Raw genomic sequence first — 25,904 nt, forward strand, 5'->3', positions numbered from 1 at the left:
ATGGCTGACTATCGGGGCAGAAAAGTCGTCATCATTGGATTAGGCATCACCGGCCTGTCCTGTGTTGATTTCTTCCTCGCGCAGGGCGTAACGCCCCGCGTGATGGATACCCGTGTGTCACCGCCGGGGCTGGACAAACTGCCAGAGCAGGTGGAGCGCCACGTTGGCGGTATCAACAGCGACTGGCTGCTGGCATGCGATCTGATCATCGCCAGCCCGGGCATCGCGCTGGCGCACCCGGCGCTGAGCGAAGCGGCCGACGCCGGCATTGAAATTGTCGGCGATATCGAACTGTTCTGCCGTGAAGCGCAGGCGCCGATTGTGGCGATCACCGGTTCCAATGGCAAAAGTACCGTCACCACGCTGGTGGGCGAAATGGCGCGCGCCGCGGGCTGGCAGGTGGGCGTAGGCGGCAACATTGGGCTGCCAGCGCTGACGCTGCTCAAATCGCCGGCGCAGCTGTATGTGCTGGAGCTTTCCAGCTTCCAGCTGGAAACCACCCACAGCCTGAAAGCGGCGGCGGCAACCATCCTCAACGTCACTGAGGATCATATGGATCGCTATCCGCTCGGCATGCAGCAGTACCGCGCCGCTAAATTACGCATCTATGAAAACGCGGATATCTGCGTGGTGAATGCCGACGATGGCATGACCATGCCGGTGCGCGGCGCCGATCGCCGCTGCGTCAGCTTTGGCATCGACGTTGGCGATTATCACCTCAACCAGCAGCAGGGCAGTACCTGGCTGCGGGTGAAGGGCGAGAAAGTCCTTAATACCGACGAGATGAAGCTGGTCGGGCAGCACAATTACACCAATGCGCTGGCCGCGCTGGCGCTGGCCGATGCGGTGAATATCCCGCGCGCCTCCAGCCTGAAAGCGTTAACCACCTACAGCGGACTGCCGCATCGCTTCCAGCTGGCGCACGAAGCGCATGGCGTGCGCTGGATTAATGATTCGAAAGCCACCAACGTGGGCAGCACCGAAGCCGCGCTTAACGGCCTGCAGGTGAAAGGCACGCTGTGGCTGCTGCTGGGTGGCGATGGCAAAGGGGCGGACTTTACGCCGCTGGCGCGCTATCTGCAGGGCGACAACGTGCGGCTGTTCTGCTTTGGCCGCGACGGCGATGCGCTGGCCGCGCTGCGTCCGGCAGTGGCGACGCGCACCGACACGCTCGAACAGGCGATGACGCAGATTGCCGCGCAGGTGCAGGCGGGCGACCTGGTGCTGCTGTCACCGGCGTGCGCCAGCCTCGACCAGTTCCGTAATTTTGAACAGCGCGGCGATCGCTTCGCGCAACTGGCGAAGGAGCTGAGCTGATGCGTATTCCCGGAGCCAGTATCGCCAGTTTTATTTCGCTGCGCCTGCGTGATTGGGTGATGGGCGCGCGCGACAACGACGACGCGCCGGTAGTGCTGTATGACCGCACGCTGCTGTGGCTGACATTTGGCCTGGCGATTATCGGTTTTGTCATGGTCACCTCGGCGTCGATGCCGGTTGGACAGCGTCTTAACGACGATCCGTTCTACTTTGCCAAGCGAGATGCCTTTTATATCGCACTGGCGCTGGGGATGGCGTTAGTGACGCTGCGCGTACCGATGGATTTCTGGCAGCGCTACAGCAACGCGATGCTGATGGCCTCGGTGGCGATGCTGCTGATCGTACTGGTGGTCGGTAGCTCGGTTAACGGTGCATCGCGCTGGATCGCGCTCGGGCCGCTGCGTATTCAGCCGGCGGAGTTATCCAAGCTGTCGCTGTTCTGTTATCTCGCCAGTTATCTGGTGCGCAAAGTGGAAGAGGTGCGGAACAACTTCTGGGGCTTCTGTAAGCCGATGGGCGTGATGGTGGTGCTGGCGGTGCTGCTGCTGGCCCAGCCGGACCTCGGCACCGTGGTGGTGCTGTTTGTTACCACGCTGGCGATGCTGTTCCTGGCGGGCGCCAAACTGTGGCAGTTCCTGGCGATTATCGGCTCCGGCATTTTCGCCGTGGTGCTGCTGATTATCGCGGAACCTTACCGTATGCGCCGCGTGACCTCCTTCTGGAACCCGTGGGAAGATCCATTCGGCAGCGGCTACCAGCTGACCCAGTCGCTGATGGCGTTTGGCCGCGGTGAGTTCTGGGGGCAGGGCCTGGGCAACTCGGTGCAGAAACTGGAGTATCTGCCGGAAGCGCATACCGACTTTATCTTCTCAATTATCGGTGAAGAGTTGGGTTATGTCGGTGTGGTTTTGGCGCTGTTGATGGTATTCTTCGTCGCTTTTCGCGCAATGTCGATTGGCCGTCGCGCGCTGGAGATCGACCAGCGTTTTTCCGGCTTCCTCGCCTGTTCCATTGGCGTGTGGTTTAGCTTCCAGGCGCTGGTTAACGTTGGTGCGGCGGCGGGTATGCTGCCGACCAAGGGCCTGACGCTGCCGCTGATCAGTTACGGTGGATCGAGTCTGATCATTATGTCGACCGCCATCGTGTTTTTATTGCGCATAGATTATGAAACACGTCTGGCAAAAGCCCAGGCGTTTACCCGAGGTGCCCGATGAGTGGTAAACGGCTGATGGTCATGGCAGGGGGGACCGGCGGACATGTGTTTCCCGGACTGGCCGTGGCGCATCATCTGATCGAACAAGGCTGGCAGGTGCGCTGGCTGGGAACGGCAGACCGGATGGAAGCCGATCTGGTGCCAAAGCATGGCATCGATATCGACTTCATCCGCATCAGCGGACTGCGCGGTAAAGGCGTAAAGGCCCTGCTGCTGGCACCGGTGCGCATCTTCAATGCGTGGCGCCAGGCGCGCCGCATCATGAAAAACTGGCAGCCGGATGTGGTGCTGGGCATGGGCGGTTATGTTTCCGGGCCGGGCGGCCTTGCGGCGTGGAGTTGCGGCATCCCGGTGGTGCTGCACGAGCAGAACGGTATTGCCGGGCTGACCAATAAGTGGCTGGCGAAAATCGCTACCACAGTGATGCAGGCCTTTCCGGGCGCGTTCCCCACTGCTGAGGTGGTGGGCAACCCGGTGCGTAATGATGTGCTGGCGCTGCCGCTGCCGGCGCAGCGTCTGGCACACCGCAGCGGGCCGATTCGCGTGCTGGTGATTGGCGGTAGTCAGGGGGCGCGCATCCTCAATCAGATCGTGCCGCAGGTCGCCGCCGAACTGGGTGACGCCATCACGCTGTGGCATCAGACCGGCAAAGGCGCACGGGAGACCGTGCAGCAGGCGTATCAGGCCGCTGGCCAGCCGCAGCATAAGGTCACCGAGTTCATCGATGACATGGCGCAAGCCTATGCGTGGGCCGATGTGGTGGTGTGCCGCTCCGGCGCGCTGACCGTCAGTGAAGTGGCGGCGGCGGGTTTACCGGCGATTTTCGTGCCGTTCCAGCACAAAGATCGTCAGCAGTACTGGAATGCGCTGCCGCTGGAAAAAGCCGGCGCGGCCAAAATTTTCGAGCAGCCGCAGTTTACTGCTGCGGCCGTCGCAGACACGCTGCGCCACTGGGATCGCGCCACGCTGCTGGCGATGGCGAAAAAAGCCCGCCAGGTCGCGATTCCTGATGCGACCGAACGGGTGGCACAAGAGGTTGCGCGCGTCGCGAAGTAAGTTAACCGGTCAGTTTGACTGGCCTGCATCTGAATGCAGGTGCAAACGGGAAAACAGGTAACAGAGACAGATGAATACACAACAATTGGCAAAACTGCGTTCTATTGTGCCCGAGATGCGTCGCGTCCGGCACATCCACTTTGTCGGCATCGGCGGTGCCGGCATGGGCGGTATTGCCGAGGTGTTGGCGAACGAAGGCTATCACATTAGCGGCTCCGATCTGGCGCCCAATCCGGTTACGCAGCATCTGGCCTCGCTGGGCGCGACCATTTACTTCAACCATCGCCCGGAAAATGTTACCGATGCCAGCGTCGTCGTGGTTTCTACCGCCGTGGCGCAGGACAACCCGGAGCTGGTGGCGGCGCGTGAGCAGCGTATCCCGGTGATCCGCCGGGCGGAGATGCTGGCTGAGCTGATGCGTTTCCGGCACGGCATCGCGATTGCCGGCACGCACGGTAAAACCACCACCACCGCGATGGTGACCAGTATTTATGCGGAAGGCGGTCTCGATCCGACGTTCGTCAATGGCGGTCTGGTCAAAGCGGCGGGTACGCACGCGCGCCTCGGCAGCAGCCGTTATCTGATTGCGGAAGCGGATGAAAGCGACGCGTCTTTCCTGCATCTGCAACCGATGGTGGCGATTGTCACTAACATCGAAGCGGATCACATGGATACCTATCAGGGCGATTTTGAGAACCTGAAGCAGACGTTTATTAACTTCCTGCACAACCTGCCGTTCTACGGGCGCGCGGTGATGTGCGTGGACGATGTGGTGATTCGCGATCTGATTCCGCGCGTGGGCCGTCAGGTCACCACTTATGGTTTCAGCGACGATGCGGATGTGCGGGTCGAAAACTACGAACAGCGCGGCGCGCAGGGCCACTTCACCCTGATTCGTCAGGACAAGCCGGTGCTGCACGTGACGCTGAATGCGCCGGGTCGCCATAACGCGCTGAACGCCGCGGCAGCCGTGGCGGTTGCCAGCGAAGAGGGCATTGACGACAACGCCATTCTGGCAGCGCTGGAGAGTTTCCAGGGCACCGGTCGCCGTTTCGACGTGCTGGGCGAGTTTGACACCGCTGCCGTTAACGGTAAGCCAGGCAGCGCGATGCTGGTCGACGATTATGGCCATCATCCGACCGAAGTGGATGTCACCATCAAAGCGGCGCGCGCCGGCTGGCCAGAGAAAAAGCTGGTGATGGTATTTCAGCCGCATCGCTACACGCGCACCCGCGACCTGTTCGATGATTTCGCCAATGTGCTGTCTCAGGTGGATGTGTTACTGATGCTGGATGTCTACCCGGCGGGCGAAGCTGCTATTCCGGGCGCGGACAGCCGTTCACTGTGCCGTGCCATCCGCAATCGCGGCAAGGTCGATCCGATTCTGGTCTCCGAGCACGAAGCGCTGCCGGATGCGCTGGCACCGCTGCTGTCCGGCGACGATCTGGTGATTGTGCAGGGCGCCGGCAACATCGGCAAAATTGCCCGCAAGCTGGCTGAGATTCAGCTGCAGCCGGCTCTGAACACGGAGGCGCGCCATGGCTGAGAAAGTCGCGGTATTGATGGGCGGTACCTCCGCCGAGCGCGAGGTGTCACTGATGTCCGGCAGCGCGGTGCTGGCGGGACTACGCGAGATGGGCATTGATGCGCACGGTGTCGACACCCGTGATGTCTCAGTGCTGGACCTTCGGCAGCAGGGCTTTGCCAAAGCGTTTATCGCGCTGCACGGTCGCGGTGGCGAAGACGGCACGCTGCAGGCGCTGCTGGAGTTTCTGCAACTGCCCTACACCGGCAGCGGCGTCATGGCGTCGGCCATCACCATGGATAAACTGCGCAGCAAACTGCTGTGGCAGGGCAGGGGATTGCCGGCGGGCAAATTTGTCTGGCTGACGCGCCAGCAGTATGAGCTGGGGCTGGATGCCGCAGCGCAGGCGTCGATCGCCGCGCTCGGACTGCCGCTGTTTGTGAAGCCAAGCTGTGAAGGTTCCAGCGTCGGCATCAGCCGCGTGAACCAGGCGGAGGCGCTGCCAGCCGCGCTGCAGGAGGCGTTTCGCCATGATGATGACGTGCTGGTGGAAGCTTTTCTCAGCGGTGCCGAATACACCGTGGGCATCGTCGGCGACGAAATTCTGCCGTCAATCAGAATTCAGACCGCCAGCGAGTTCTATGACTATGAAGCAAAATACATTTCTGACGATACTCAATACTTCTGCCCGAGCGGCCTGAGTGCGGAGAAAGAGGCGGAACTGCAGACATTAGTGCTGGCCGCGTGGCGCGCGTTAGGCTGCAGCGGCTGGGGACGGGTTGATGTGATGGTCGACGGTGACGGCAACTTCCAGCTGCTGGAAGTGAACACCTCGCCAGGCATGACCAGCCACAGCCTGGTGCCGATGGCGGCAAAGCAGGCGGGATACAGCTTCCCGCAACTGGTGGCGCGCATTCTGGAGCTGGCTGACTGATATGTCTCAGGCGGCACTGCGCGTTAGAAATCGCGAACCTCAGGAGCGTGCGCGCTCCGGACGGAGCAACGGAGCACGGCTGTTTGGCATCGTGTTCCTGCTGCTGGTGATGGGCATCATGGTGGCTGGCGGCCTGGTGGTGCTGAAGTGGATGAATGATGCGTCGCGTCTGCCGCTGTCGAAGCTGGTGGTGACGGGCGAAACCCACTACACCACGCACGATGATATTCGTCAGGCGATTTTATCGCTCGGCGCGCCGGGAACGTTCATGTCGCAGAACGTGGACATTATCCAGCAGCAGATCGAGCGGTTACCGTGGATTAAACAGGTTAGCGTGCGCAAGCAGTGGCCTGATGAGCTGAAGATAAACCTGGTGGAGTTTGTCCCGGTGGCACGCTGGAATGACTCGCACATGGTGGACGCCGATGGCGTCTCCTTCAGCGTCCCGGCCAGCCACATCGGCAAAGAGACGTTGCCGATGCTGTATGGGCCGGAAGGCAGTGAGAAAGAGGTATTGGCCGGCTATCACACCATGAGTGATGTGCTGCGGGCCAGTAAGTTTACCCTGAAGGTCGCGTCGATGACGGCGCGGCGCTCGTGGCAGCTGGTGACCAGCGACGATGTGCGCATCGAACTGGGGCGCAGCGATACCATGAAGCGTCTGAACCGTTTTATTGAGCTCTATCCGGAGTTGCAGCAGCAGGGCCAGAGTCAGAACCAGCGCATCAGCTATGTTGATCTACGCTATGACTCCGGCGCCGCAGTAGGCTGGGCACCGGCACCGATTGAGCCACAGGACAGTAATCAGCAACAAAACCAGGCACAGGCTAAACCACAATGATCAAGGCAACGGACAGAAAACTGGTAGTAGGACTTGAAATCGGCACTGCGAAGGTCGCCGCCCTGGTTGGGGAAATTCTGCCCGATGGTATGGTCAACATTATTGGCGTCGGCAGCTGCCCGTCCCGCGGTATGGACAAAGGCGGCGTGAACGATCTGGAGTCGGTGGTGAAGTGCGTTCAGCGCGCCATCGACCAGGCGGAATTGATGGCAGACTGCCAGATTTCGTCGGTATACCTTGCTTTATCGGGCAAACATATTAGTTGTCAGAACGAAATCGGGATGGTTCCGATTTCCGAAGAGGAAGTCACTCAGGATGATGTGGAAAACGTGGTGCATACGGCGAAATCCGTTCGCGTGCGCGACGAACATCGTATTCTGCATGTGATTCCACAGGAATACGCCATCGATTATCAGGAAGGCATCAAAAATCCGGTTGGCCTTTCCGGCGTGCGTATGCAGGCCAAGGTGCATCTCATCACCTGCCACAACGATATGGCAAAAAATATCGTGAAAGCCGTTGAACGTTGTGGCCTGAAAGTTGACCAACTGATTTTTGCCGGACTGGCATCCAGTTTTTCGGTGCTGACCGAAGATGAACGTGAGCTGGGAGTCTGTGTTGTTGACATCGGTGGCGGTACAATGGATATCGCGGTGTACACCGGCGGCGCGCTGCGTCATACCAAAGTGATTCCCTATGCCGGGAACGTGGTGACCAGCGACATCGCCTATGCCTTTGGCACACCGCCAACCGATGCCGAAGCGATTAAAGTGCGTCATGGTTGTGCGCTGGGTTCGATTGTCGGCAAAGACGAAAACGTCGAGGTGCCGAGCGTGGGTGGACGTCCGCCGCGCAGCCTGCAGCGCCAGACGCTGGCAGAAGTGATTGAGCCGCGTTACACCGAACTGCTGAATCTGGTTAATGACGAGATTCTGCAACTGCAGGAGCAACTGCGCCAGCAGGGCGTGAAGCACCATCTGGCAGCCGGTATTGTGCTGACCGGCGGTGCGGCGCAGATTGAAGGTCTGGCGGCCTGTGCACAGCGGGTGTTTCACACCCAGGTGCGCATCGGTCAGCCGCTTAACATCACCGGCCTGACGGATTATGCGCAGGAGCCGTACTACTCGACGGCGGTTGGCCTGCTGCATTACGGCAAAGAGTCACACATGAACGGTGATGCAGAAACGGAAAAACGTGCTTCAGTGGGCAATTGGTTTAAACGCATCAACAGCTGGCTGAAGAAAGAGTTTTAATTTTTTGAAAAAGGAGATCATCAGGCAATGTTTATGATCTCCAGGCGACAGGCACATAACGGAGAGAAATCATGTTTGAACCTATGGAATTAACCAATGACGCGGTGATTAAAGTCATCGGCGTCGGCGGTGGCGGTGGCAACGCCGTAGAGCACATGGTACGCGAGCGTATCGAAGGTGTGGAATTCTTCGCTGTGAATACCGACGCGCAGGCGTTGCGTAAAACGGCGGTCGGCCAGACGATTCAGATCGGGACCAATATCACCAAAGGTCTCGGTGCGGGTGCTAACCCGGAAGTCGGTCGTACCTCGGCGGAAGAGGATCGCGAAGCACTGCGTTCTGCGCTGGAAGGGGCAGACATGGTGTTTATCGCCGCGGGCATGGGTGGCGGTACTGGTACCGGTGCAGCTCCTGTGGTGGCTGAAGTAGCCAAAGATTTAGGTATCCTGACGGTTGCGGTGGTGACGAAGCCCTTCAACTTCGAAGGGAAAAAACGCATGGCGTTTGCTGAGCAGGGTATCGCAGAGCTGTCCAAACATGTTGATTCACTGATCACCATTCCTAACGACAAGCTGCTGAAAGTGCTGGGCCGTGGTATCTCTCTGCTGGATGCCTTCGGTGCGGCTAACGACGTGCTGAAAGGTGCGGTGCAGGGTATCGCAGAACTGATTACCCGTCCGGGTCTGATGAACGTCGACTTCGCCGACGTGCGTACTGTGATGTCAGAAATGGGTTACGCGATGATGGGTTCTGGCGTTGCCTGTGGTGAAGACCGTGCTGAAGAAGCGGCCGAAATGGCGATCTCCAGCCCGCTGCTGGAAGATATCGATCTGTCGGGTGCGCGTGGCGTGCTGGTCAACATCACGGCGGGCTTCGACCTGCGCCTGGATGAGTTCGAAACCGTGGGTAACACTATCCGCGCCTTCGCCTCGGACAACGCGACCGTGGTTATCGGTACCTCGCTGGATCCAGAGATGAACGACGAGCTGCGCGTCACCGTGGTGGCGACCGGTATCGGCATGGACAAGCGTCCGGAAATCACTCTGGTGACTAATAAGCCTGCGACTCAGCCGGTCATGGATCATCGCTACCAGCAGCACGGCATGGCGCCGCTGCCGCAGGAGCAGAAACCGGCCGCGAAAGTGGTGAATGATCAGCCAGCGTCATCCAGCAAAGAGCCTGACTATCTTGATATTCCAGCCTTCCTGCGTAAACAGGCAGACTAAGAATATCCTGAGAATTGGGATTCTCCGCTCTTTGTGCTAAAGTATTCGCCCGCCGGTAATTTATACTGGCGGTCGGATGGGTAATATTGCGAGATAATGCGATGATCAAACAAAGGACATTAAAACGTATTGTTCAGGCGACTGGCGTCGGTTTGCATACCGGCAAAAAAGTCACGCTGACTTTACGCCCTGCGTCGGCTAATACCGGGGTCATCTATCGTCGCACTGACTTGAATCCACCGGTTGATTTCCCGGCTGATGCAAAATACGTGCGCGACACCATGCTGAGTACCTGCCTGGTGAATGATGAAGGCGTGCGTATTTCGACGGTTGAACACCTGAATGCTGCATTGGCAGGTCTGGGTATCGACAACATTATTGTTGAAGTCGATGCGCCAGAAATTCCGATCATGGATGGCAGTGCCGCGCCTTTTGTTTATTTGCTGATGGATGCCGGTGTCGAAGAGCTGAACAGCGCGAAGAAATTCGTGCGCGTGAAGCAAACGGTACGGGTTGAAGATGGCGATAAGTGGGCCGAGATTAAACCGTACAACGGTTTTTCACTCGACTTCACCATCGACTTCAAACATCCGGCGATCGACTCAAGCTCGCAGCGTTACCAGCTCAATTTCTCGGCTGAATCCTTTGTGCGTCAGATTAGCCGTGCGCGCACCTTCGGCTTTATGCGTGAAATCGAATATCTGCAGTCTAAAGGCCTGTGCCTGGGCGGTAGTTTAGATTGTGCGATTGGCCTCGATGACTTCCGCGTATTGAATGAAGATGGCCTGCGCTTTGAAGATGAGTTCGTGCGTCACAAAATGCTGGACGCCATCGGCGACCTGTTCATGTGTGGTCATAACGTGATTGGCGCATTCTCTGCGTTCAAGTCCGGCCATGCGCTGAACAACAAGCTGTTGCAGGCGGTACTGGCGAAGCAGGAAGCCTGGGAATGGGCGACCTTCGAAGACGAAGCTGAACTGCCACTGGCCTTCAAAGCGCCAAATTTAGTGCTGGCTTAATTAGTCAGCCATCAAACGGCGGGCTTCCCTGACACCCTCTCCGGTCAGTGGAACCCGCCGTTTTTTATTGCCCGCCGCTAAGCTGTAATCCCGCTCGCAAAACCCTGTTGCCAGCGACCAAACCCTGCGCAAAAAAACGTGAAATCCGCCGTAAGCCCTTTAATCCCTGATGTCGAAGCCCCACATAAGTGCTATTATCTGGCGCTCATGTAAGCAGGGTGCGTAACGCAACTCTGGCTTAGCGCTTAATGACTGGCATGATGGACGAAAGGTGATCGGGATTTTCTCACGCTGGCGACAACTCGGCAGACGCTATTTCTGGCCTCATCTCCTGTTGGGAATGGTGGCGGCCAGTCTCGGCCTGCCTGCCTGTGCACAAAGCGCAGAGCCCACCAGCAGCGATTCGCCGGTCAGCAGCCTGTTTACCGGCAAGGTGGTGCGGTTTGATCACCTGATTCGCCTGCAGGAAAGCGCGCGTCGCCCCAGTTTCAACGTTGACTACTGGCATCAGCACGCCATCCGCACCGTCATTCGCCATCTCTCATTCAGCATGACGCCGCCCGCGACAGCGGAAGCGGAACATGCATTGCCGCTGGCGGCGCAAAAGCTGGCGCTGATTGACTCGCTGCAGGCGCTGCTGACTTCACCCGCGCAACCTTTAGCCGCGATGGCACCGCCGTCGCGAGCGCATCATGTTTCGCCCAACGTTCACTCTTCTGCTGACTGGCAGGCTGCTATTCATGGCATCCGCGCCGGACCTTTCATTGCTCAAAGCTAACGTTATTTTCCTTTTTCTGTTTTTTGCCTTTGCAGCCCGTATTGTCACGGCTGAATTGAGATAAATTTATTATGTTAATCAAATTGTTAACGAAAGTTTTTGGTAGCAGCAATGATCGTACTCTGCGCCGCATGCGTAAAGTGGTCGATGTCATCAACAAGATGGAGCCGGAGTTCGTCAAACTGTCTGACGACGAACTGAAAGCGAAAACCGATCAATTCCGCGAGCGCCTGAAAAAAGGTGAAACGCTGGAGAGCCTGATTCCCGAAGCCTTCGCCACCGTGCGTGAAGCCAGTAAGCGCGTGTTTGGCATGCGCCACTTTGATGTGCAGCTGATCGGCGGCATGGTGCTCAACGAACGCTGCATCGCGGAGATGCGCACCGGTGAGGGTAAAACCCTGACTGCGACGCTGCCAGCTTACCTGAACGCGCTGAGCGGCAAGGGCGTGCACGTTGTGACCGTCAACGACTATCTGGCGCAGCGTGACGCCGAAAACAACCGTCCGCTGTTTGAGTTCCTTGGTCTGACAGTCGGTATCAACCTGCCGGGCATGCCGGCAGTGGCCAAGCGCGCTGCCTATGCAGCCGATATCACCTACGGCACCAACAACGAATACGGCTTCGATTATCTGCGCGATAACATGGCCTTCAGTCCGGAAGAGCGCGTACAGCGTAAACTGCACTATGCGCTGGTGGATGAGGTGGACTCGATCCTGATCGATGAAGCGCGTACCCCGCTGATTATCTCGGGCCCGGCCGAAGACAGCTCCGATCTCTATATCAAGGTCAACAAAATCATCCCGCACCTGGTGCGCCAGGAAAAAGAAGACTCGGATAACTTCCAGGGCGAAGGTGACTTCTGGGTGGATGAGAAAGCCCGTCAGGCGCACATGACCGAACGCGGTCTGGTGAAAGTGGAAGAGCTGCTGGTCAGTCAGGGCATCATGGATGAGGGCGAATCACTCTACTCGCCGACCAACATCATGCTGATGCACCACGTGACGGCAGCACTGCGCGCCCATGCACTGTTCACCCGCGACGTTGACTACATCGTGAAGGACGGCGAGGTTATCATCGTTGATGAACATACCGGCCGTACCATGCAGGGGCGTCGCTGGTCTGATGGCCTGCACCAGGCAGTCGAAGCCAAAGAAGGTGTGGAGATCCAGAATGAAAACCAGACGCTGGCTTCCATCACCTTCCAGAACTATTTCCGTATCTACGAGAAACTGGCCGGTATGACCGGTACCGCTGATACTGAAGCGTTTGAATTCAGCTCCATCTACAAGCTCGATACCATCGTGGTACCGACCAACCGTCCGATGGTGCGTAAAGATATGGCCGATCTGGTCTACATGACCGAGAAAGAGAAGATTGACGCCATTATCGAAGATATTCGTACCTGTACGGCTAACGGTCAGCCGGTACTGGTGGGCACCATCTCGATTGAAAAATCGGAAGTGGTATCTCAGGAGCTGACGCGCGCGGGTATTAAGCACAGCGTACTGAACGCCAAGTTCCACGCCAGCGAAGCGGATATCGTGGCACAGGCAGGTCAGCCAGCCGCGGTAACCATCGCGACCAACATGGCCGGTCGTGGTACGGACATCATGCTCGGCGGTAGCTGGCAGGCGGAAGTGGCCGCGCTGGAAAACCCGACGGAAGAGCAGATTGAAGCCATCAAGGCGGCGTGGAAATTGCGCCATGATGCGGTGCTGGCGGCAGGCGGTCTGCACATTATCGGTACCGAACGCCACGAATCACGCCGTATCGATAACCAGCTGCGCGGCCGTGCGGGCCGTCAGGGTGACGCCGGTTCTTCGCGCTTCTATCTGTCGATGGAAGATGCGCTGATGCGTATCTTTGCCTCCGATCGTGTGTCCAACATGATGCGTAAGCTGGGTATGAAGCCGGGTGAAGCGATTGAGCATCCGTGGGTAACCAAAGCGATTGCTAATGCGCAGCGCAAAGTTGAAAGCCGCAACTTCGATATCCGTAAACAGCTGCTGGAATACGACGACGTGGCTAACGATCAGCGCCGCGCCATTTACAGCCAGCGTAACGAACTGCTGGATGTCTCTGACGTTTCGGACACCATCAACAGCATCCGTGAAGATGTGTTCAAAGCCACTATCGACACTTACATTCCGCCGCAGTCGCTGGAAGAGATGTGGGACGTCCCGGGGCTGGAAGAGCGTCTGCGCAATGATTTCGATCTGGATCTGCCGATTGCCGAGTGGCTGGATAAAGAGCCGGATCTGCATGAAGAGACGCTGCGTGAGCGCATCATGAGCCGCGCCAGCGAAAACTATGCGGCGAAAGAAGAAGTGGTCGGCGCAGAAATGATGCGCAACTTCGAAAAAGGCGTGATGCTGCAAACGCTCGACTCGCTGTGGAAAGAGCATCTGGCGGCGATGGACTATCTGCGTCAGGGTATCCATCTGCGTGGCTATGCGCAGAAGGATCCGAAGCAGGAGTACAAACGTGAATCTTTCGCCATGTTTGCCGCGATGCTGGAGTCGCTGAAGTACGAAGTGATCAGCACCCTGAGCAAAGTGCAGGTGCGGATGCCGGAAGAAGTGGAAGCGATGGAGCAGCAGCGTCGTGAAGAAGCAGAGCGCCTGGCACAGCAGCAGCAGCTCAGTCACGTCGATGACGACACCGCAGCGGCCGCTGCACTGGCGGCACAGGGCGGTGAGCGGAAAGTGGGACGTAACGATCCGTGCCCATGCGGCTCAGGTAAAAAATACAAACAGTGTCACGGTCGTCTGGCCTGATAACAAAAAGGAGCCCGCGGGCTCCTTTTTCTTTGGCTGATTAGCGGGTAATCGCCATCAGCTTCTCCTCATTCAGCCGCACGCCATGGTAGGGCAGCGTAACCAGCAGCCCATCCGGCAAACCATAGCGTTTCAACAGCGCCCGGCTCTGAAACAGCAGCTGGTGATAGTTGTTGTCGCTGATCCCCGGATAGCTCTCATTCCATACCGTGGCAATAATCTGCCGTTTCGACGTGATGCGCAGCAGCAGGCAGGAGAAAAAGCGCTTCTGTGCTTCATTAAGCGGGATGGTCTTCTGTTCTGGCCACCAGGTTAAGGTATTTTGCGCGCTGTCGAGCGTCAGGATGTCGTGAAAAACTAAATGGCGTAAGGTATTCATCTGTTTCTGTGCGTCTTGCGCCAGAAACGTTGTTAGTTTGCGTTCCATGTGTAGTCGGCCTGGCTAGAGTAAAGTGGCTGCGAGTATTCCCAACATGGCGCCGTGCGATCATTACGACCTGTCTTAATAACTGGAATCTGTGCGACAGGATCGCGGTGAAGCCGACAGCAGTTAACATCGTCCGGCGTCTGCTTTAAAATCAGCGCTCACACATTACAAGCGGAATCCAGCTTATGAAACACCTGCAGGTTGCGGTGGGCATCATTCGCAATGCCAGTCGTCAGATCTTTCTTGCCCAGCGCGCAGCAAGCTCGCACATGGCTAACAAATGGGAGTTCCCGGGCGGAAAAATTGAACAGCACGAAAGTGCAGAACAGGCGTTAAAACGTGAGCTGATGGAAGAAACCGGTATTGAAGTGACGGCGGCGAAAGCGATTGGTCAGGCCGACCACAGTTACGATGACCTGCGTGTTACGCTGCATTTCTTCCTGGTGGAGGGCTGGCAGGGTGAGCCGTGGGGACGCGAAGGTCAGCCGCAGCGTTGGGTCGATCAGCGTGATTTAGTGGCCGATGAATTTCCACCGGCCAACCACGCCCTGATTGCCCGCTTAGTGGCGGGCGAGATTTAAACTCAGGGGCCGCGAGCCCCTGCCGATCACGACTGCTCTTCACTCCAGTCGTCACTCTCCGTCATGTCACCGCTGCTGGGAATGCGTTTCTCCTCAGCGGCCCATTCGCCCAGGTCGATCAACTGACAGCGTTTGCTGCAAAACGGGCGCCACGGGCTGAGTTCATCCCACATCACGGCTTTACCGCAGTTGGGGCAAGGTACGGTAATCATCTCTTCCTGCATAACATCCTCTAACAACAGGCTAATTCAAAATTCAGTCGCGCCGGCACTTCGCCGCGTTCGCTATCGAGCGGTAAAAAGCGGATGGCATAGCGGCTTTTATGACCAGAGACCTGCGGATAGAGCGCATCTTCCAGCGTCAGCTGCAGGCGCAGCAGGTCGGACCCTTCGGCGTTATCCTGATAAAAGCCGTTGAGGCTGGTCTGATGGCGAAACACGCCTGACTGACGAATCAGGTTGAGGATCATCGTCAGGCTGTTGCGCAGCGGATCGAGCGAGGCCAGCCAGCTATTCACCAGAGTATCGCGCAGCGCCTGTGGCTGGTGCAGCCAGATGTGTAAACCCGGCAGATCAAAACTGCAGCAGCCGCCGGGAATGCTCAGGCGCTGACGTACGGAGGCAATCAGCCGGTCTTCGCGCAGCTGCTGGCCCATGCGCGGCGCAGCCATCAGCTCGCTGGATTGCTGCTTCAGCTGTTCGCGCAGCTGGCTGACGGTGTGTTCATCGACACCCGGCACATCCAGCCAGGCACGCAGTTTTTGCTGCTGACGCTCCAGCTCTTTTAACAGCTCGGTGCGCATATCGCCGCGTTCGAAGATATCCAGCAGGTCGCCAATAATACGAAATACACCCAGTGCGGCAACCGAGCTGTTGACCGGCAGCGTTACGTGCAGCTGGTTGATCAAAAACTCCACGCGCAGCCAGGTGCGCATTTTCTCATTCAATGGGTGTTCAAACAGAACCACTGTGCTCATGATATTAATCCCGTCCGGTTGCTGCCAGGCGTAAATAGCGCTGGTGAAGTTCAGCAACGCGCGGCAAAGCCTGTTCCGGCGTGCCGCTGTTATCAATGATGTCATCCGCGCAGGCTAAACGCTGCTGACGGCTGGCCTGCGCGGCAAGAATCCGTTGCGCCTGGCTGAGAGAGATACCATCACGCCGGCGGGTGCGCTGCAGCTGCGTGGCCTCATCGACATCCACGACTAATACCCGATCAGCCTGATGCTGCAGACCATTTTCTACCAGCAGCGGCACTACCCACATGACGTAAGGCGAAGTCGCCTGCGCCTTCAGCTGCTGGGTACGGGCGTTAATCAGCGGGTGCAGCAGTTGATTGAGCCAGTTTTTCTCTTGCGGCTGCTGGAAAATAATTTCCCGCAAACGCGCGCGATAAAGCGTGCCTTCTGCGGTCAGAATCGATTCTCCGTGGCGTTTCACAATCGCACTGAGCGCAGGTGTGCCCGGTTCAACCACCTCGCGGGCAATCACATCGGCATCTATGATGTCGACGTTCAGCGCGGCAAAAGCATCAGCAATGGTGCTTTTACCACTACCAATGCCGCCGGTCAGTGCAACGGTAAAAGGCATAGCGTTCTCTCAACATTTTTCTCATCTGCCGCAGCGTGATGAGAGCCCGATCACAATCGGTTTTCTCAGCTAAATTTAACGGATTGTAGCTTAAATAAAGTGAAATTCGCAGTCTTGTCGCGGAACGAATGGCGCGTATGATAACGACACTGGAGCCGTGAGCGCTACCCGAACTGCGGTTCGTCGTCACTAACCAGGACACTCTGCTATGCGTATCGAAGAAGATGTAAAACTGGGCTTTAAAGATGTGTTGATCCGCCCGAAACGCTCCACGCTGAAAAGCCGTTCCGAGGTTGAGCTGGAACGCACGTTCACCTTCAAACATTCAGGCCTCGCCTGGTCCGGCGTTCCGGTGATTGCCGCCAACATGGATACCGTCGGCACCTTTACCATGGCCGAAGCGCTGGCTGGCTTTAACGTGCTGACTGCCGTTCACAAGCACTACAGTGTTGAAGCGTGGCAGTCCTTTATCCAGCGTGTACCGGCCACGGTGCTCAGCCACGTGATGGTCTCCACCGGGACCTCAGAAGCAGATTTCACAAAGTTAAGCGCGATCCTCGCGCTGTCGCCCCAGCTCAATTTTATCTGTATTGATGTGGCAAACGGCTACTCCGAGCACTTTGTTGCCTTCCTGCAGCGCGCGCGGGAAAGCTTCCCGGGGAAAACCATTTGTGCCGGGAATGTGGTGACCGGTGAAATGGTCGAAGAGCTGATTCTGTCCGGTGCCGACATTGTGAAGGTGGGAATCGGCCCGGGTTCGGTATGCACCACGCGCGTCAAAACCGGCGTTGGCTACCCGCAACTCTCTGCGGTGATTGAGTGTGCTGATGCGGCGCACGGCCTCGGTGGGCAGATTGTCAGTGACGGTGGTTGCGCCGTGCCGGGCGATATCGCCAAGGCGTTCGGCGGCGGCGCTGACTTCGTGATGCTCGGCGGCATGCTGGCGGCACACGATGAGTGCGAAGGCACTCTTGTTGAAGAGCAGGGCGAGCAGTTCATGCTGTTCTACGGCATGAGCTCCGAATCCGCGATGAAACGTCATGTGGGCGGTGTGGCGGGCTACCGCGCCGCAGAAGGTAAAACCGTTCGTCTGCCGCTGCGTGGACCGGTCGCGGAGACGGTGAAAGATATCCTCGGCGGACTGCGTTCGGCCTGTACTTACGTCGGCGCAGAGCGCCTGAAAGAGCTGACCAAACGCACCACCTTTATTCGTGTGGCAGAGCAGGAAAACCGCGTCTTTAACCGCTGATGTGCCGCAACGGGCGCCGCGTGCGCCCGTTTAACGTATGGCGTCTCCCAGACCAAATACCGGCAGATACATGGCAATGACCAGCGTGCCGACAATGCCGCCAATCACCACCATCATCAACGGCTCCAGCGAAGCGGCGAGGCTATCTGCGCGGGTCAGCGTTTGCGCTTCGTGCCACTCCGCCAGCCGCGCCAGCATCACATCCAGCGCACCGGCCTCTTCACCGACGCGGATCAGCTGAGCGCACAGCGGCGTAAACAGCGGATGTCCCTGTAGCGCCTGATGCAGCGGCGCGCCAGCGGCAATGTGCTGCTGTAACGCCACGATGGCATCGCGCCACAGTCGCGCGGCCAGCGTCACTTCCACCGCCTGCAGGCTTTGCAGCAGCGTCAGCCCGGCCTGCTGCGTCAGTTGCAGAATCGCGTAGATCTGGCTGAGCTGACCGCCGCGCCACAACGGGGCCAGCAGCGGAAGCCGCAGCAGCCACTGCTGGCTGCGCTTTTGCCACGCAACGGATCGTCGATAGGTCAGACGCGCCAGCCACCCGGACGCCACACCGCACAACAGCAGCGGCAGCGCCGCCTGCTGCAACAGTGCCGACAGCGCCATCACGCCGGCGGTAAAGGCCGGCAGCGGTGCGTCAAAGCTGGCGTACACCGCAACAAATTCCGGCAGTACAAACAGCAGCATCCCGGCGCTGACCGCCAGCGCCACCAGCAGGATGAACAGCGGATAGCGCAACGCTTTCACCACTTTCTGGCGCAGAAACTGTTGCCTGCTCTGCTGTAGTGCCAGCTGGCGGCAGCACTCGTCCAGTTGTCCGGTCAGCTCACCCACCTGCATCAGCGCCGGAAACAGCGGCGGGAAGATATCCGGCCAGGCGCGCAGCGCCTGAGAAAACGGCTCTCCGGCCATGACCCGCTGTTGCAGAAGGCTCAGCAGCACGCGCCAGCCTGCATGAGGATGGCCGCTGGCCAGCAATGTCAGACTCTCCGCCAGCGGCAGCCCGGCTTTCAGCAACGTCGCCAGCTGGCGCATCAGGTCAATTTTCTGCTGCCACTTCCAGTCGCGCGCGCGCCAGCATTTCCCGCGCTGCCAGCTCACCACCAGCATGCCGCGATCGCCCAGCTGGCCGAGCAGGGCATCCTGCGTGGGCTGCAGCGACTCGCCCTCCTGCAGCAGGCCCATACTGTCCAGTGCCTGCCAGTTAAACTGGTAGCGATTAGCCATTGCCAAGGCCCACCACGCGCTGCATCTCCTCGAAAGAGGTGTCGCCGCGGCTCACCGCCTCCAGCCCGGCGGTCAGCAGCGTTTTCATTCCCTGCTCCGCGGCCAGCGTCAGCAGGTGCTCCAGCGGCATATCAGCCGAGATAGCGTTCTGCAACCTGCTGCTCATCGGCAGGATTTCAAACAGCGCCAGGCGGCCGTAATAACCCGAGAAGCAGTGATCGCAGCCGGGCGCACGCCAGGTTTGCAGCGTGCCGGGCCACATGTCGCCGGGCAGATGGGCAATCGCCTGGCCCGGCTGACGACAGTGCACGCACAAACGGCGCACCAGCCGCTGCGCCACCACCAGCTGTAACGCTGGGCCAAGCAGATAGCCGGGAATGTCCATCTGCCGTAAGCGGGTCAGGGTTTCGGCCGTCGAGTTGGTGTGCAAGGTTGAGAGCACCAGATGTCCGGTCTGCGCCGCTTTTACGGCGATGCTGGCGGTTTCAGCATCACGGATTTCGCCGATCATAATGACGTCCGGATCCTGCCGCAGCAGCGCGCGCAGGACGCGGTTAAAGTCGAGACCGCTCCGTGGCTGTACCTGCGTCTGGTTAATCCCCTGTAGCGGAATTTCCAGCGGGTCCTCCACGCTGCAGACGTTTTTCTCCGGCACGTTGAGGGCGCTCAGGCTGCTGTACAGCGTAAAGGTTTTGCCGCTGCCGGTTGGGCCGGTGACCAGAATCAGCCCCTGCGGTTTGGCCAGCGCGTTTTTCAGCAGGCGCAGCTGTGGCACCGGCATGCCCAGCTTATCGAGCGCAATGGCGCTGTTTTCGCTTTGCAGCAGGCGCACCACCGCTTTTTCCCCCTGGCTGACCGGCAGGGTCGACAGGCGGAACGCCGCCGGTTTGTCATCCATCTCCAGACTGAACTGGCCATCCTGCGGCAGCCGACGCTCCGCGATATCCAGACCGCCGAGAATTTTCAACCGTGCCAGCACGGCGGCGGGTGGGGCATCCGGTAACTGCGGCAGCGGATGCAGCACGCCGTCAATCCGCAGCCGCACGCGCAGCCCGTGACGCTGCGGTTCAAAGTGCACATCGGAGGCGCGTCGCTGTATGGCCTGGCGCAGAATCTGATCCACCGCGTGAATAGCGGACTCGGCGCTGGCCTGTTCGCGCGGTGCCGCACTGCTTTCTGGCTGGTGCAGCAGCTGCTCCAGCCGTGCGGCGGGCCAGCACTCAACCTCGACTGCGCACTGGCTGGCAAACTGCAGCGCCTCTAACAACAGCGGGTCTGGCGCGTCCGCGACCGCCACGCGCAATTGCGTGGCGTCATGGTGCAGTATCACGGCCTGATAGCGGGCACACAGTGCCTGCAGGGTGCTATCCGGCTTATCCATTGTTTTCTTCCTTGTCGGCAAAGCGGAACTGCTCAAGGCAGCTGTCGCGCAGGCTGGCATTGTCGCTGGTGCAGCTGCGTTGCCAGCTGAGTGCGCCTTCCGCCGCATTCCATATCGGCAACATTGCAACGGTTAACCCCGTCAGGCTCTCCTGGCCGGTCAGCGTAATGGCACCATTCACCACGCTCAGGTTCGCCACATAGCGTGAGCCTTTAGCGGCGGGAATACCGCGCTCGCCGGCCTGACACTGCGCCGGTCCGCCGCGCTCAATGGCGCACAGCTCCACGGCAGTTTTATAGGGCACCATGGTTTGCAGCATGTCGGTCAGCGCGGCACGTTGCAGATAATTTTGGTAAGCGGGCAGGCCAATGGCGCTGAGGATGGCGACGATACCGATGACAATCATCAGCTCGATCAGGGTAAAACCGCGTTGTTTATCCATAATGAGGCTCCTTGTTGTGGAGCCGCAACGGTAAAAAAGGGCGGGGAAAAGCGGAAGGGGGCGCGTTTCAATCCCGGAAAGGGGCGCGCAGACAATGTAGCGCGTTACAGGCGAAGCCACATGATGATGGAAGCCGGCTCGCAATTTGCCGCCAGCGCCGGCGGCATGGCCTTACGTCAGACTTCGCGAAAACGCATCGACAGATCGAGCGCCTGCACGTGCTTAGTCAGCGCGCCCACCGAGACATAATCCACTCCGGTGGCGGCGATCTGCGGCAGCGTCATCTCCGTCACGTTGCCGGACACCTCCAGCAGCGCGCGCTTCGCCGTCAGCGTAACCGCCTGCTGCATCATCGCCAGCGTGAAGTTATCCAGCATGATGATGTCGGCACCGGCCGCCAGCGCCAGCTGCAGTTCGCTGAGACTTTCCACTTCCACCTCGACCGGCACATCCGGGTGCAGCCACAGGGCTTTCTCCACCGCTTTACTGACCGAACCGCTGGCAATGATGTGGTTTTCTTTGATCAGGAAAGCGTCGGACAGGCCCAGGCGATGATTCTGCCCGCCGCCGCACAGCACCGCATACTTGAGCGCGGTGCGCAGCCCGGGCAGGGTTTTGCGCGTATCCAGCAGCTGGGTATTGCTGCCAGACAAGAGCGCCACATAGCGGTTCACGGCTGTCGCCACGCCGGAGAGCGTCTGCACAAAGTTTAACGCGGTGCGTTCTGCCGTCAGCAGCAACCGCGCCGGCCCCTTTAATTCAAACAGCAGCTGATCGGCCACCAGCGGTTGGCCGTCTTCGACGTGCCAGGTAATGGAAACGTTATTGCCCAGCTGGATAAACACTTCTTCCACCCAGCGTTTACCACAGAAAACACCGGCTTCGCGGGTGATAACGCGCGCTTCAGCCTGCGCCGCCTGCGGCAAAAGCTGGGCGGTGATGTCGCGGTCAGCGTCAATGTCACCGCCTAAATCCTCCTGAAGCGCGCGCGCCACGGTTTCCGGGATATCCAGCTGAATACGTTTAAGCAATTCCTGACGACGATGTTCGGGATTATAACGACGCGACACCATGATTTTGCGGCTCCACCCTGCGGATTACGTGCGCTCACCTTAGCCTGATTTTGCAGCTATTGCCAGACGCGCCAGGTGAAATGTTTAGTATCCTTAACTTGCTGATGCCATAACGCATTAAGTCACAAGCAGCGAGGTGGAATCATGGTATTCTCAGCCAGATTTTGTTCAGGATAACAGGCATGAAACTGGAACACGGCTGGATCACGAGCGCACGCAAGGTGCCGTCGCCGCACTTTAATGCGCGGCCGGATAACGAAGCGCCGTCGCTGCTGATCATTCATAACATCAGTTTGCCGCCGGGCGAATTTGGCGGTCCGTGGATCGACCGGCTGTTCACCGGTACGCTACCGGCTGATGCGCATCCCTATTTTGCGGATATCGCCCAGTTACGCGTGGCGGCGCACTGTCTGATTCGCCGTGACGGTGAGCTGGTACAGTATGTTTCCTTTGACCAGCGCGCCTGGCATGCCGGCATTTCGCAGTTTGCCGGACGGGAAAACTGCAACGATTTCTCCATGGGCATTGAGCTGGAAGGCACTGATACGCTGCCCTACACCGATGCCCAGTACGCTACGCTGCAGCAGGTTACCCGCCTGCTGATGCAGCATTATCCGCTGACGCCGCAGCGTATCACCGGTCACAGCGATGTTGCGCCGGAACGCAAGACCGATCCCGGTCCGGCATTTGACTGGATACGCTATAAACAGGCTATCGGGCAGGAGCACCCCTGACACCGCAGGAGCAGGTATGACGTTGTTTAGTTTGTTGTTAGTTTTGGGTTGGGAACGCCTTTTTAAATTAGGTGAACACTGGCAGCTGGATCATCGGCTTGAGCCGCTGTTTCGCGGTCGCCAGCGCTTCTCGTTGCTGCGTACGCTGCTGATGACCGTGATCGCCATGCTGCTGGTCTGGCTGGTGGTGTGGAGCCTGAAGGGCATTCTGTTTGGCGTGGCGCAGCTGCTGTTCTGGATTGTGGTCGGTTTGCTGTGCATTGGTGCCGGCTCGGTGCGGCTGCATTACCACCAGTATCTTAAAGCGGCGAGCCACGATGATGAAGCGGCCCATCAGGCGATGGCGGCAGAGCTGACGCTGATTCACGGCGTGCCGGTTGACTGTAGCGAGCGCGAATTTCTGCAGGCGCTGCAAAACGCGCTGATCTGGATTAATTTCCGCTTCTATCTTGCGCCGCTGTTCTGGTTTGTGGTCGGTGGCCCTTACGGGCCGGTGTTGCTGGTGGGGTATGCGTTTCTGCGCGCCTGGCAGAGCTGGCTGGCAAAACACCGTTCCCCGCTGGAACGCGCACAGTCCGGCATCGATCGCATTCTGCACGTGCTGGACTGGATTCCGGTGCGGCTGGCCGGTGTGGCTTATGCGCTGCTCGGTCACGGCGAGCGTGCGCTGCCGGCATGGTTTGCCGCGCTCAGCGATGTGCATCGTCCACAGTATCAGGTGCTGACCAGCCTGGCGCAGTTCTCGCTGGCGCGCGATCCGCATCTGGATAAAGTGGAAACGCCACGGGTTGCCGTGGCGCTGGCCAAACGCGTTTCGCTGGTGCTGGTCGTGGTAGTGGCGCTGCTGACTATCTACGGCACGTTAGTGTGATCGGCAGGCGGCACGCCGAAATCCGGTGTGCCGTCTTCGCGCCAGACAAAATATTTAAGCCGCGTATGGCGGTTGGGATCCCACAGCGGATCGCCCTCAATTTCGGTGTAATTCCGTGCGTGATACACCAGCACATCCCGTCCTGCTTCATCCACGGTAAAACTGTTATGCCCCGGACCGTACTGGTGATTATCCCAGCTGGTGGCAAATACCGGCCGCGCCGATTTGTGCCATGCGCTGATGTCGAGCGGATCGGCCTGCGCGTCAATACTCAGTATGCCGAGGCAGTAATTTTCATCCGTGGCGCTGGCTGAGTAGGTGACAAACAGCCGCTCGCCATGGCGAATTACCGCCGGTCCCTCATTAACGCTAAAGCCGGCACACTCCCACTCATACTCCGGCCGGCTGAGCATCAGCGGCTGGGTTTTCAGCGTCCACGGATTCAGTAATTCCGCCAGATAAAGGTTGGAGTTACCGGGAATGGCCGGGTCTTTTTGCGCCCACAGATACCAGTTTTTACCCTGATGCACGAAGTGGGTGGCGTCAAGGGCGAAGGTATCGAGGTGGGTTTGCACGCGGCGGCACGGCTGCCAGTGACCGCTGAGCGGATCGGCATCGTCACATACCAGCGCGTACATACGGTGCTGAAACAGCCCCTCTTTGATTTCGCGGGACGGCGCGGCGGCAAAGTAAATCACCCACTGGCCATTAATCAGGTGCAGTTCCGGTGCCCAGATCAGGGCGCTGCAGGGACCACTGTCCGGTTTATGCCACACGGTTGTGGCCGGGGCGGTAATCAGGCCGTTAAGCGTGCTGGCATAGCGCAGCTCCAGCCGATCGTACTCGGGCACCGAAGCGATAAAATAGTAGCCATCGCCGTGGCGCAATATAAACGGATCGGCACGTTGCGTAATAAACGGGTTAGGCCAGCTCATTTAATTTCTCCTGGTTGTGAGGTTGCGCGGCGAACGGGGGCAGACAGGTCATGGAAGTTGGCGCGACGCAGGGCGAGATCCTGCTGGATGGTGCGCATCAGCGCGCGGTCCACTTTCAGCAGGCGCACTACGCCGGCGGTGATCAGATAGCCGACGCCGGGGATCAGGGTAAACAGCAGCACAATGCCGTTGAGCGCGCTGGCAGACTGCTGTTTCGCCGCTGCGTCATAGCCATACATCGACAATAAAAAGCCGACCATGGCACCCGCTACCGCCAGCCCGACCTTGAGGAAAAACAGGTTGCCGGAGAAGCTGATCCCGGTGATGCGTTTACCGGTTTTCCATTCGCCGTAGTCATCGACATCAGCCATCAGTGACCAGTGCAGCGGCGACGGGATTTGGTGCAGGATGTTCAGCAGGAAATAAGCAATTACCACGGTGACGGTGGCGTGCGGATCGATCCAGTAAAAGCCGCTGGAGAACAGCGCCAGCGCAATGTTGGTCCAGAAAAACACCTTGAGCTTGCACCAGCGATCGGTGAGGACTTTCGCCAGTGTGCTGCCCAGCATCATGCCGATGACGCCCAGGCTGATAAACAGCGTGGCAAAGTGCGTCGACTGGCCCATCACCCAGGTGACGTAATACATGGTGGCGGCCATGCGAATAAAACCGGGACAGACATTACAGAACGTCAGCAGCAGAATGCGCACCCACTGATCGTTCTTCCATACATCGCGCAAATCTTTCTTCAGATCATCGTTGCTCGGTACCGCCGGACGAATACGCTCGCGCACCGTGGCAAAACAGAACAGAAACATCACCAGGCCAATCAGCGCCAGCACGCTCATCGCCAGCTGATAGCCGCGCGCTTTGTTGTCGCCGCCAAACCACTCGGCCATCGGCAGCAGCGACAGCGAGAGGATCAGCGTGGCGATGCCCACCATGACAAAGCGGTATGACTGGCAGGAGACGCGTTCACCGGGATCGTTAGTGATGACGCCGCCCAGCGAGCAGTAAGGAATATTGATGGCGGTGTAGGTCAGCGACATCAGGAAATAGGTGACAAATGCCCAGATCACCTTGTTGTCGTAGCTCCAGTCCGGGGTGGTAAACATCAGCACGCTGAATAGCACGTAGGGCAGCGATATCCATAGCAGCCACGGGCGAAAGCGTCCCCAGCGGCTCTGCGTGCGGTCGGCAATCGCGCCCATTATCGGGTCGGTCACCGCATCCAGCACCCGTACCGACAGCAACAGCGTGCCGACCAGCGCCGGAGCAAGGCCAAATACGTCGGTGTAGAAGTAGTTGAGGAACAGCATGATGGCACCGCCGATCATGTTGCATCCGGCGTCACCCATGCCGTATCCCAGTTTTTCTCTGAACGAGAGGGCTGCTCCTTTCATCAGTCGTCTCCTGCGACAAGTGGAGCAAAAATTATCAGCGTTAAATCAGT

General features: G+C 58.7%; 25 protein-coding genes. 15 read left to right on the forward strand and 10 right to left on the reverse strand.

What is annotated here, in order from left to right:
* The 11 genes from murD (at position 1) to secA (ending at position 13,939) form a co-directional block, all read left to right on the forward strand.
* Complete coding sequence (gene murD / locus FT726_RS03245; protein WP_346302393.1) at positions 1-1,317, forward strand: UDP-N-acetylmuramoyl-L-alanine--D-glutamate ligase; 1,317 nt, start codon at positions 1-3, stop codon at positions 1,315-1,317.
* Positions 1,317-2,531, forward strand: a complete 1,215-nt coding sequence (gene ftsW, locus FT726_RS03250; protein ID WP_021507561.1) for a cell division protein FtsW — start codon at positions 1,317-1,319, stop codon at positions 2,529-2,531. The genes murD and ftsW overlap by 1 nt, the downstream gene beginning before the upstream one ends.
* Entirely contained in the window at positions 2,528-3,586 is a 1,059-nt protein-coding gene (murG, locus tag FT726_RS03255) for an undecaprenyldiphospho-muramoylpentapeptide beta-N-acetylglucosaminyltransferase (protein WP_150360694.1), read from the forward strand. The genes ftsW and murG overlap by 4 nt, the downstream gene beginning before the upstream one ends.
* Before the next feature lie 70 nt (positions 3,587-3,656).
* The gene (gene murC, locus FT726_RS03260) at positions 3,657-5,132 is read left to right on the forward strand and encodes a UDP-N-acetylmuramate--L-alanine ligase (protein WP_031279704.1); all 1,476 of its coding nucleotides are present in this window, start codon (positions 3,657-3,659) and stop codon (positions 5,130-5,132) included.
* Positions 5,125-6,045 (forward strand): D-alanine--D-alanine ligase, encoded by a 921-nt coding sequence (locus tag FT726_RS03265; protein WP_058759625.1) that lies wholly within the window; start codon positions 5,125-5,127, stop codon positions 6,043-6,045. Before murC ends, FT726_RS03265 begins: the two co-directional genes overlap by 8 nt.
* A 1-nt stretch (position 6,046) precedes the next feature.
* Positions 6,047-6,886 carry a cell division protein FtsQ gene (gene ftsQ, locus FT726_RS03270; protein WP_058780440.1) on the forward strand — a complete coding sequence of 280 codons (840 nt, stop codon included), beginning with the start codon at positions 6,047-6,049 and terminating at the stop codon, positions 6,884-6,886.
* Positions 6,883-8,139 (forward strand): cell division protein FtsA, encoded by a 1,257-nt coding sequence (gene ftsA / locus FT726_RS03275; RefSeq protein ID WP_013507861.1) that lies wholly within the window; start codon positions 6,883-6,885, stop codon positions 8,137-8,139. The genes ftsQ and ftsA overlap by 4 nt, the downstream gene beginning before the upstream one ends.
* 71 nt (positions 8,140-8,210) lie before the next feature.
* Positions 8,211-9,365, forward strand: a complete 1,155-nt coding sequence (gene ftsZ / locus FT726_RS03280) for a cell division protein FtsZ (RefSeq protein WP_021507556.1) — start codon at positions 8,211-8,213, stop codon at positions 9,363-9,365.
* 101 nt (positions 9,366-9,466) lie between these two features.
* A complete protein-coding gene (lpxC, locus tag FT726_RS03285; RefSeq protein WP_031279703.1) occupies positions 9,467-10,384 on the forward strand; it encodes a UDP-3-O-acyl-N-acetylglucosamine deacetylase in 918 nt (305 codons plus the stop codon).
* Positions 10,385-10,655: 271 nt separating this feature from the next.
* A complete protein-coding gene (gene secM / locus FT726_RS03290; RefSeq protein ID WP_346302394.1) occupies positions 10,656-11,162 on the forward strand; it encodes a secA translation cis-regulator SecM in 507 nt (168 codons plus the stop codon).
* A 71-nt stretch (positions 11,163-11,233) separates the two neighbouring features.
* The gene (gene secA, locus FT726_RS03295; RefSeq protein WP_059010287.1) at positions 11,234-13,939 is read left to right on the forward strand and encodes a preprotein translocase subunit SecA; all 2,706 of its coding nucleotides are present in this window, start codon (positions 11,234-11,236) and stop codon (positions 13,937-13,939) included.
* A 40-nt stretch (positions 13,940-13,979) separates the two neighbouring features.
* Here secA and FT726_RS03300 read toward each other — a convergent pair whose 3' ends face one another.
* The gene (locus FT726_RS03300; protein WP_021507552.1) at positions 13,980-14,366 is read right to left on the reverse strand and encodes a transcriptional regulator; all 387 of its coding nucleotides are present in this window, start codon (positions 14,364-14,366) and stop codon (positions 13,980-13,982) included.
* Between the two features lie 185 nt (positions 14,367-14,551).
* On the opposite strand from FT726_RS03300, the gene mutT reads away from it, so the two are divergent.
* A complete protein-coding gene (gene mutT / locus FT726_RS03305) occupies positions 14,552-14,947 on the forward strand; it encodes an 8-oxo-dGTP diphosphatase MutT (protein ID WP_215800374.1) in 396 nt (131 codons plus the stop codon).
* A gap of 26 nt (positions 14,948-14,973) precedes the next feature.
* Here the strand turns inward: mutT and yacG are convergent, their stop codons facing one another.
* Genes yacG through coaE form a run of 3 tightly spaced genes read right to left on the reverse strand, consistent with a single transcriptional unit; the run spans position 14,974 to position 16,536 of the window.
* Complete coding sequence (gene yacG / locus FT726_RS03310; RefSeq protein WP_021507551.1) at positions 14,974-15,171, reverse strand: DNA gyrase inhibitor YacG; 198 nt, start codon at positions 15,169-15,171, stop codon at positions 14,974-14,976.
* An 8-nt stretch (positions 15,172-15,179) separates the two neighbouring features.
* Positions 15,180-15,923, reverse strand: coding sequence for a cell division protein ZapD (zapD, locus tag FT726_RS03315; protein WP_346302395.1), 744 nt, complete (start codon positions 15,921-15,923; stop codon positions 15,180-15,182).
* A gap of 4 nt (positions 15,924-15,927) precedes the next feature.
* Positions 15,928-16,536, reverse strand: coding sequence for a dephospho-CoA kinase (gene coaE, locus FT726_RS03320; RefSeq protein WP_346302396.1), 609 nt, complete (start codon positions 16,534-16,536; stop codon positions 15,928-15,930).
* 208 nt (positions 16,537-16,744) lie between these two features.
* Here coaE and FT726_RS03325 point away from each other — a divergent pair, with 208 nt between their 5' ends.
* Positions 16,745-17,785, forward strand: a complete 1,041-nt coding sequence (locus FT726_RS03325) for a GMP reductase (protein ID WP_262256407.1) — start codon at positions 16,745-16,747, stop codon at positions 17,783-17,785.
* 30 nt (positions 17,786-17,815) lie between these two features.
* On the opposite strand, the gene hofC is transcribed toward FT726_RS03325, so the two are convergent.
* The 4 genes from hofC to nadC form a co-directional block, all read right to left on the reverse strand.
* Complete coding sequence (gene hofC, locus FT726_RS03330) at positions 17,816-19,015, reverse strand: protein transport protein HofC (RefSeq protein ID WP_282996480.1); 1,200 nt, start codon at positions 19,013-19,015, stop codon at positions 17,816-17,818.
* Complete coding sequence (gspE, locus tag FT726_RS03335; protein WP_346302397.1) at positions 19,008-20,396, reverse strand: type II secretion system protein GspE; 1,389 nt, start codon at positions 20,394-20,396, stop codon at positions 19,008-19,010. Before gspE ends, hofC begins: the two co-directional genes overlap by 8 nt.
* Positions 20,389-20,838: a prepilin peptidase-dependent pilin gene (gene ppdD / locus FT726_RS03340; RefSeq protein ID WP_021507545.1), complete on the reverse strand. Its 450-nt coding sequence runs from the start codon at positions 20,836-20,838 to the stop codon at positions 20,389-20,391. Before ppdD ends, gspE begins: the two co-directional genes overlap by 8 nt.
* A 176-nt stretch (positions 20,839-21,014) precedes the next feature.
* On the reverse strand, positions 21,015-21,911 hold the full coding sequence (nadC, locus tag FT726_RS03345) for a carboxylating nicotinate-nucleotide diphosphorylase (RefSeq protein WP_282996479.1): 897 nt from the start codon (positions 21,909-21,911) through the stop codon (positions 21,015-21,017).
* Between the two features lie 182 nt (positions 21,912-22,093).
* Between nadC and ampD the strand changes: the two genes are divergently transcribed.
* Positions 22,094-22,645 (forward strand): 1,6-anhydro-N-acetylmuramyl-L-alanine amidase AmpD, encoded by a 552-nt coding sequence (ampD, locus tag FT726_RS03350; protein WP_010618114.1) that lies wholly within the window; start codon positions 22,094-22,096, stop codon positions 22,643-22,645.
* A gap of 16 nt (positions 22,646-22,661) precedes the next feature.
* Positions 22,662-23,516, forward strand: a complete 855-nt coding sequence (gene ampE / locus FT726_RS03355) for a beta-lactamase regulator AmpE (RefSeq protein ID WP_031279700.1) — start codon at positions 22,662-22,664, stop codon at positions 23,514-23,516.
* Here the strand turns inward: ampE and FT726_RS03360 are convergent.
* Complete coding sequence (locus FT726_RS03360) at positions 23,498-24,451, reverse strand: family 43 glycosylhydrolase (protein ID WP_059010281.1); 954 nt, start codon at positions 24,449-24,451, stop codon at positions 23,498-23,500. The two genes, ampE and FT726_RS03360, sit on opposite strands and share 19 nt — an antisense overlap.
* Positions 24,448-25,854, reverse strand: a complete 1,407-nt coding sequence (locus FT726_RS03365; protein WP_031279699.1) for a glycoside-pentoside-hexuronide (GPH):cation symporter — start codon at positions 25,852-25,854, stop codon at positions 24,448-24,450. Before FT726_RS03365 ends, FT726_RS03360 begins: the two co-directional genes overlap by 4 nt.
* Between the last annotated feature and the right edge of the window lie 50 nt (positions 25,855-25,904).

This window comes from Pantoea sp. Morm, from assembly GCF_016643525.1.
Classification (GTDB): domain Bacteria; phylum Pseudomonadota; class Gammaproteobacteria; order Enterobacterales; family Enterobacteriaceae; genus Pantoea; species Pantoea dispersa.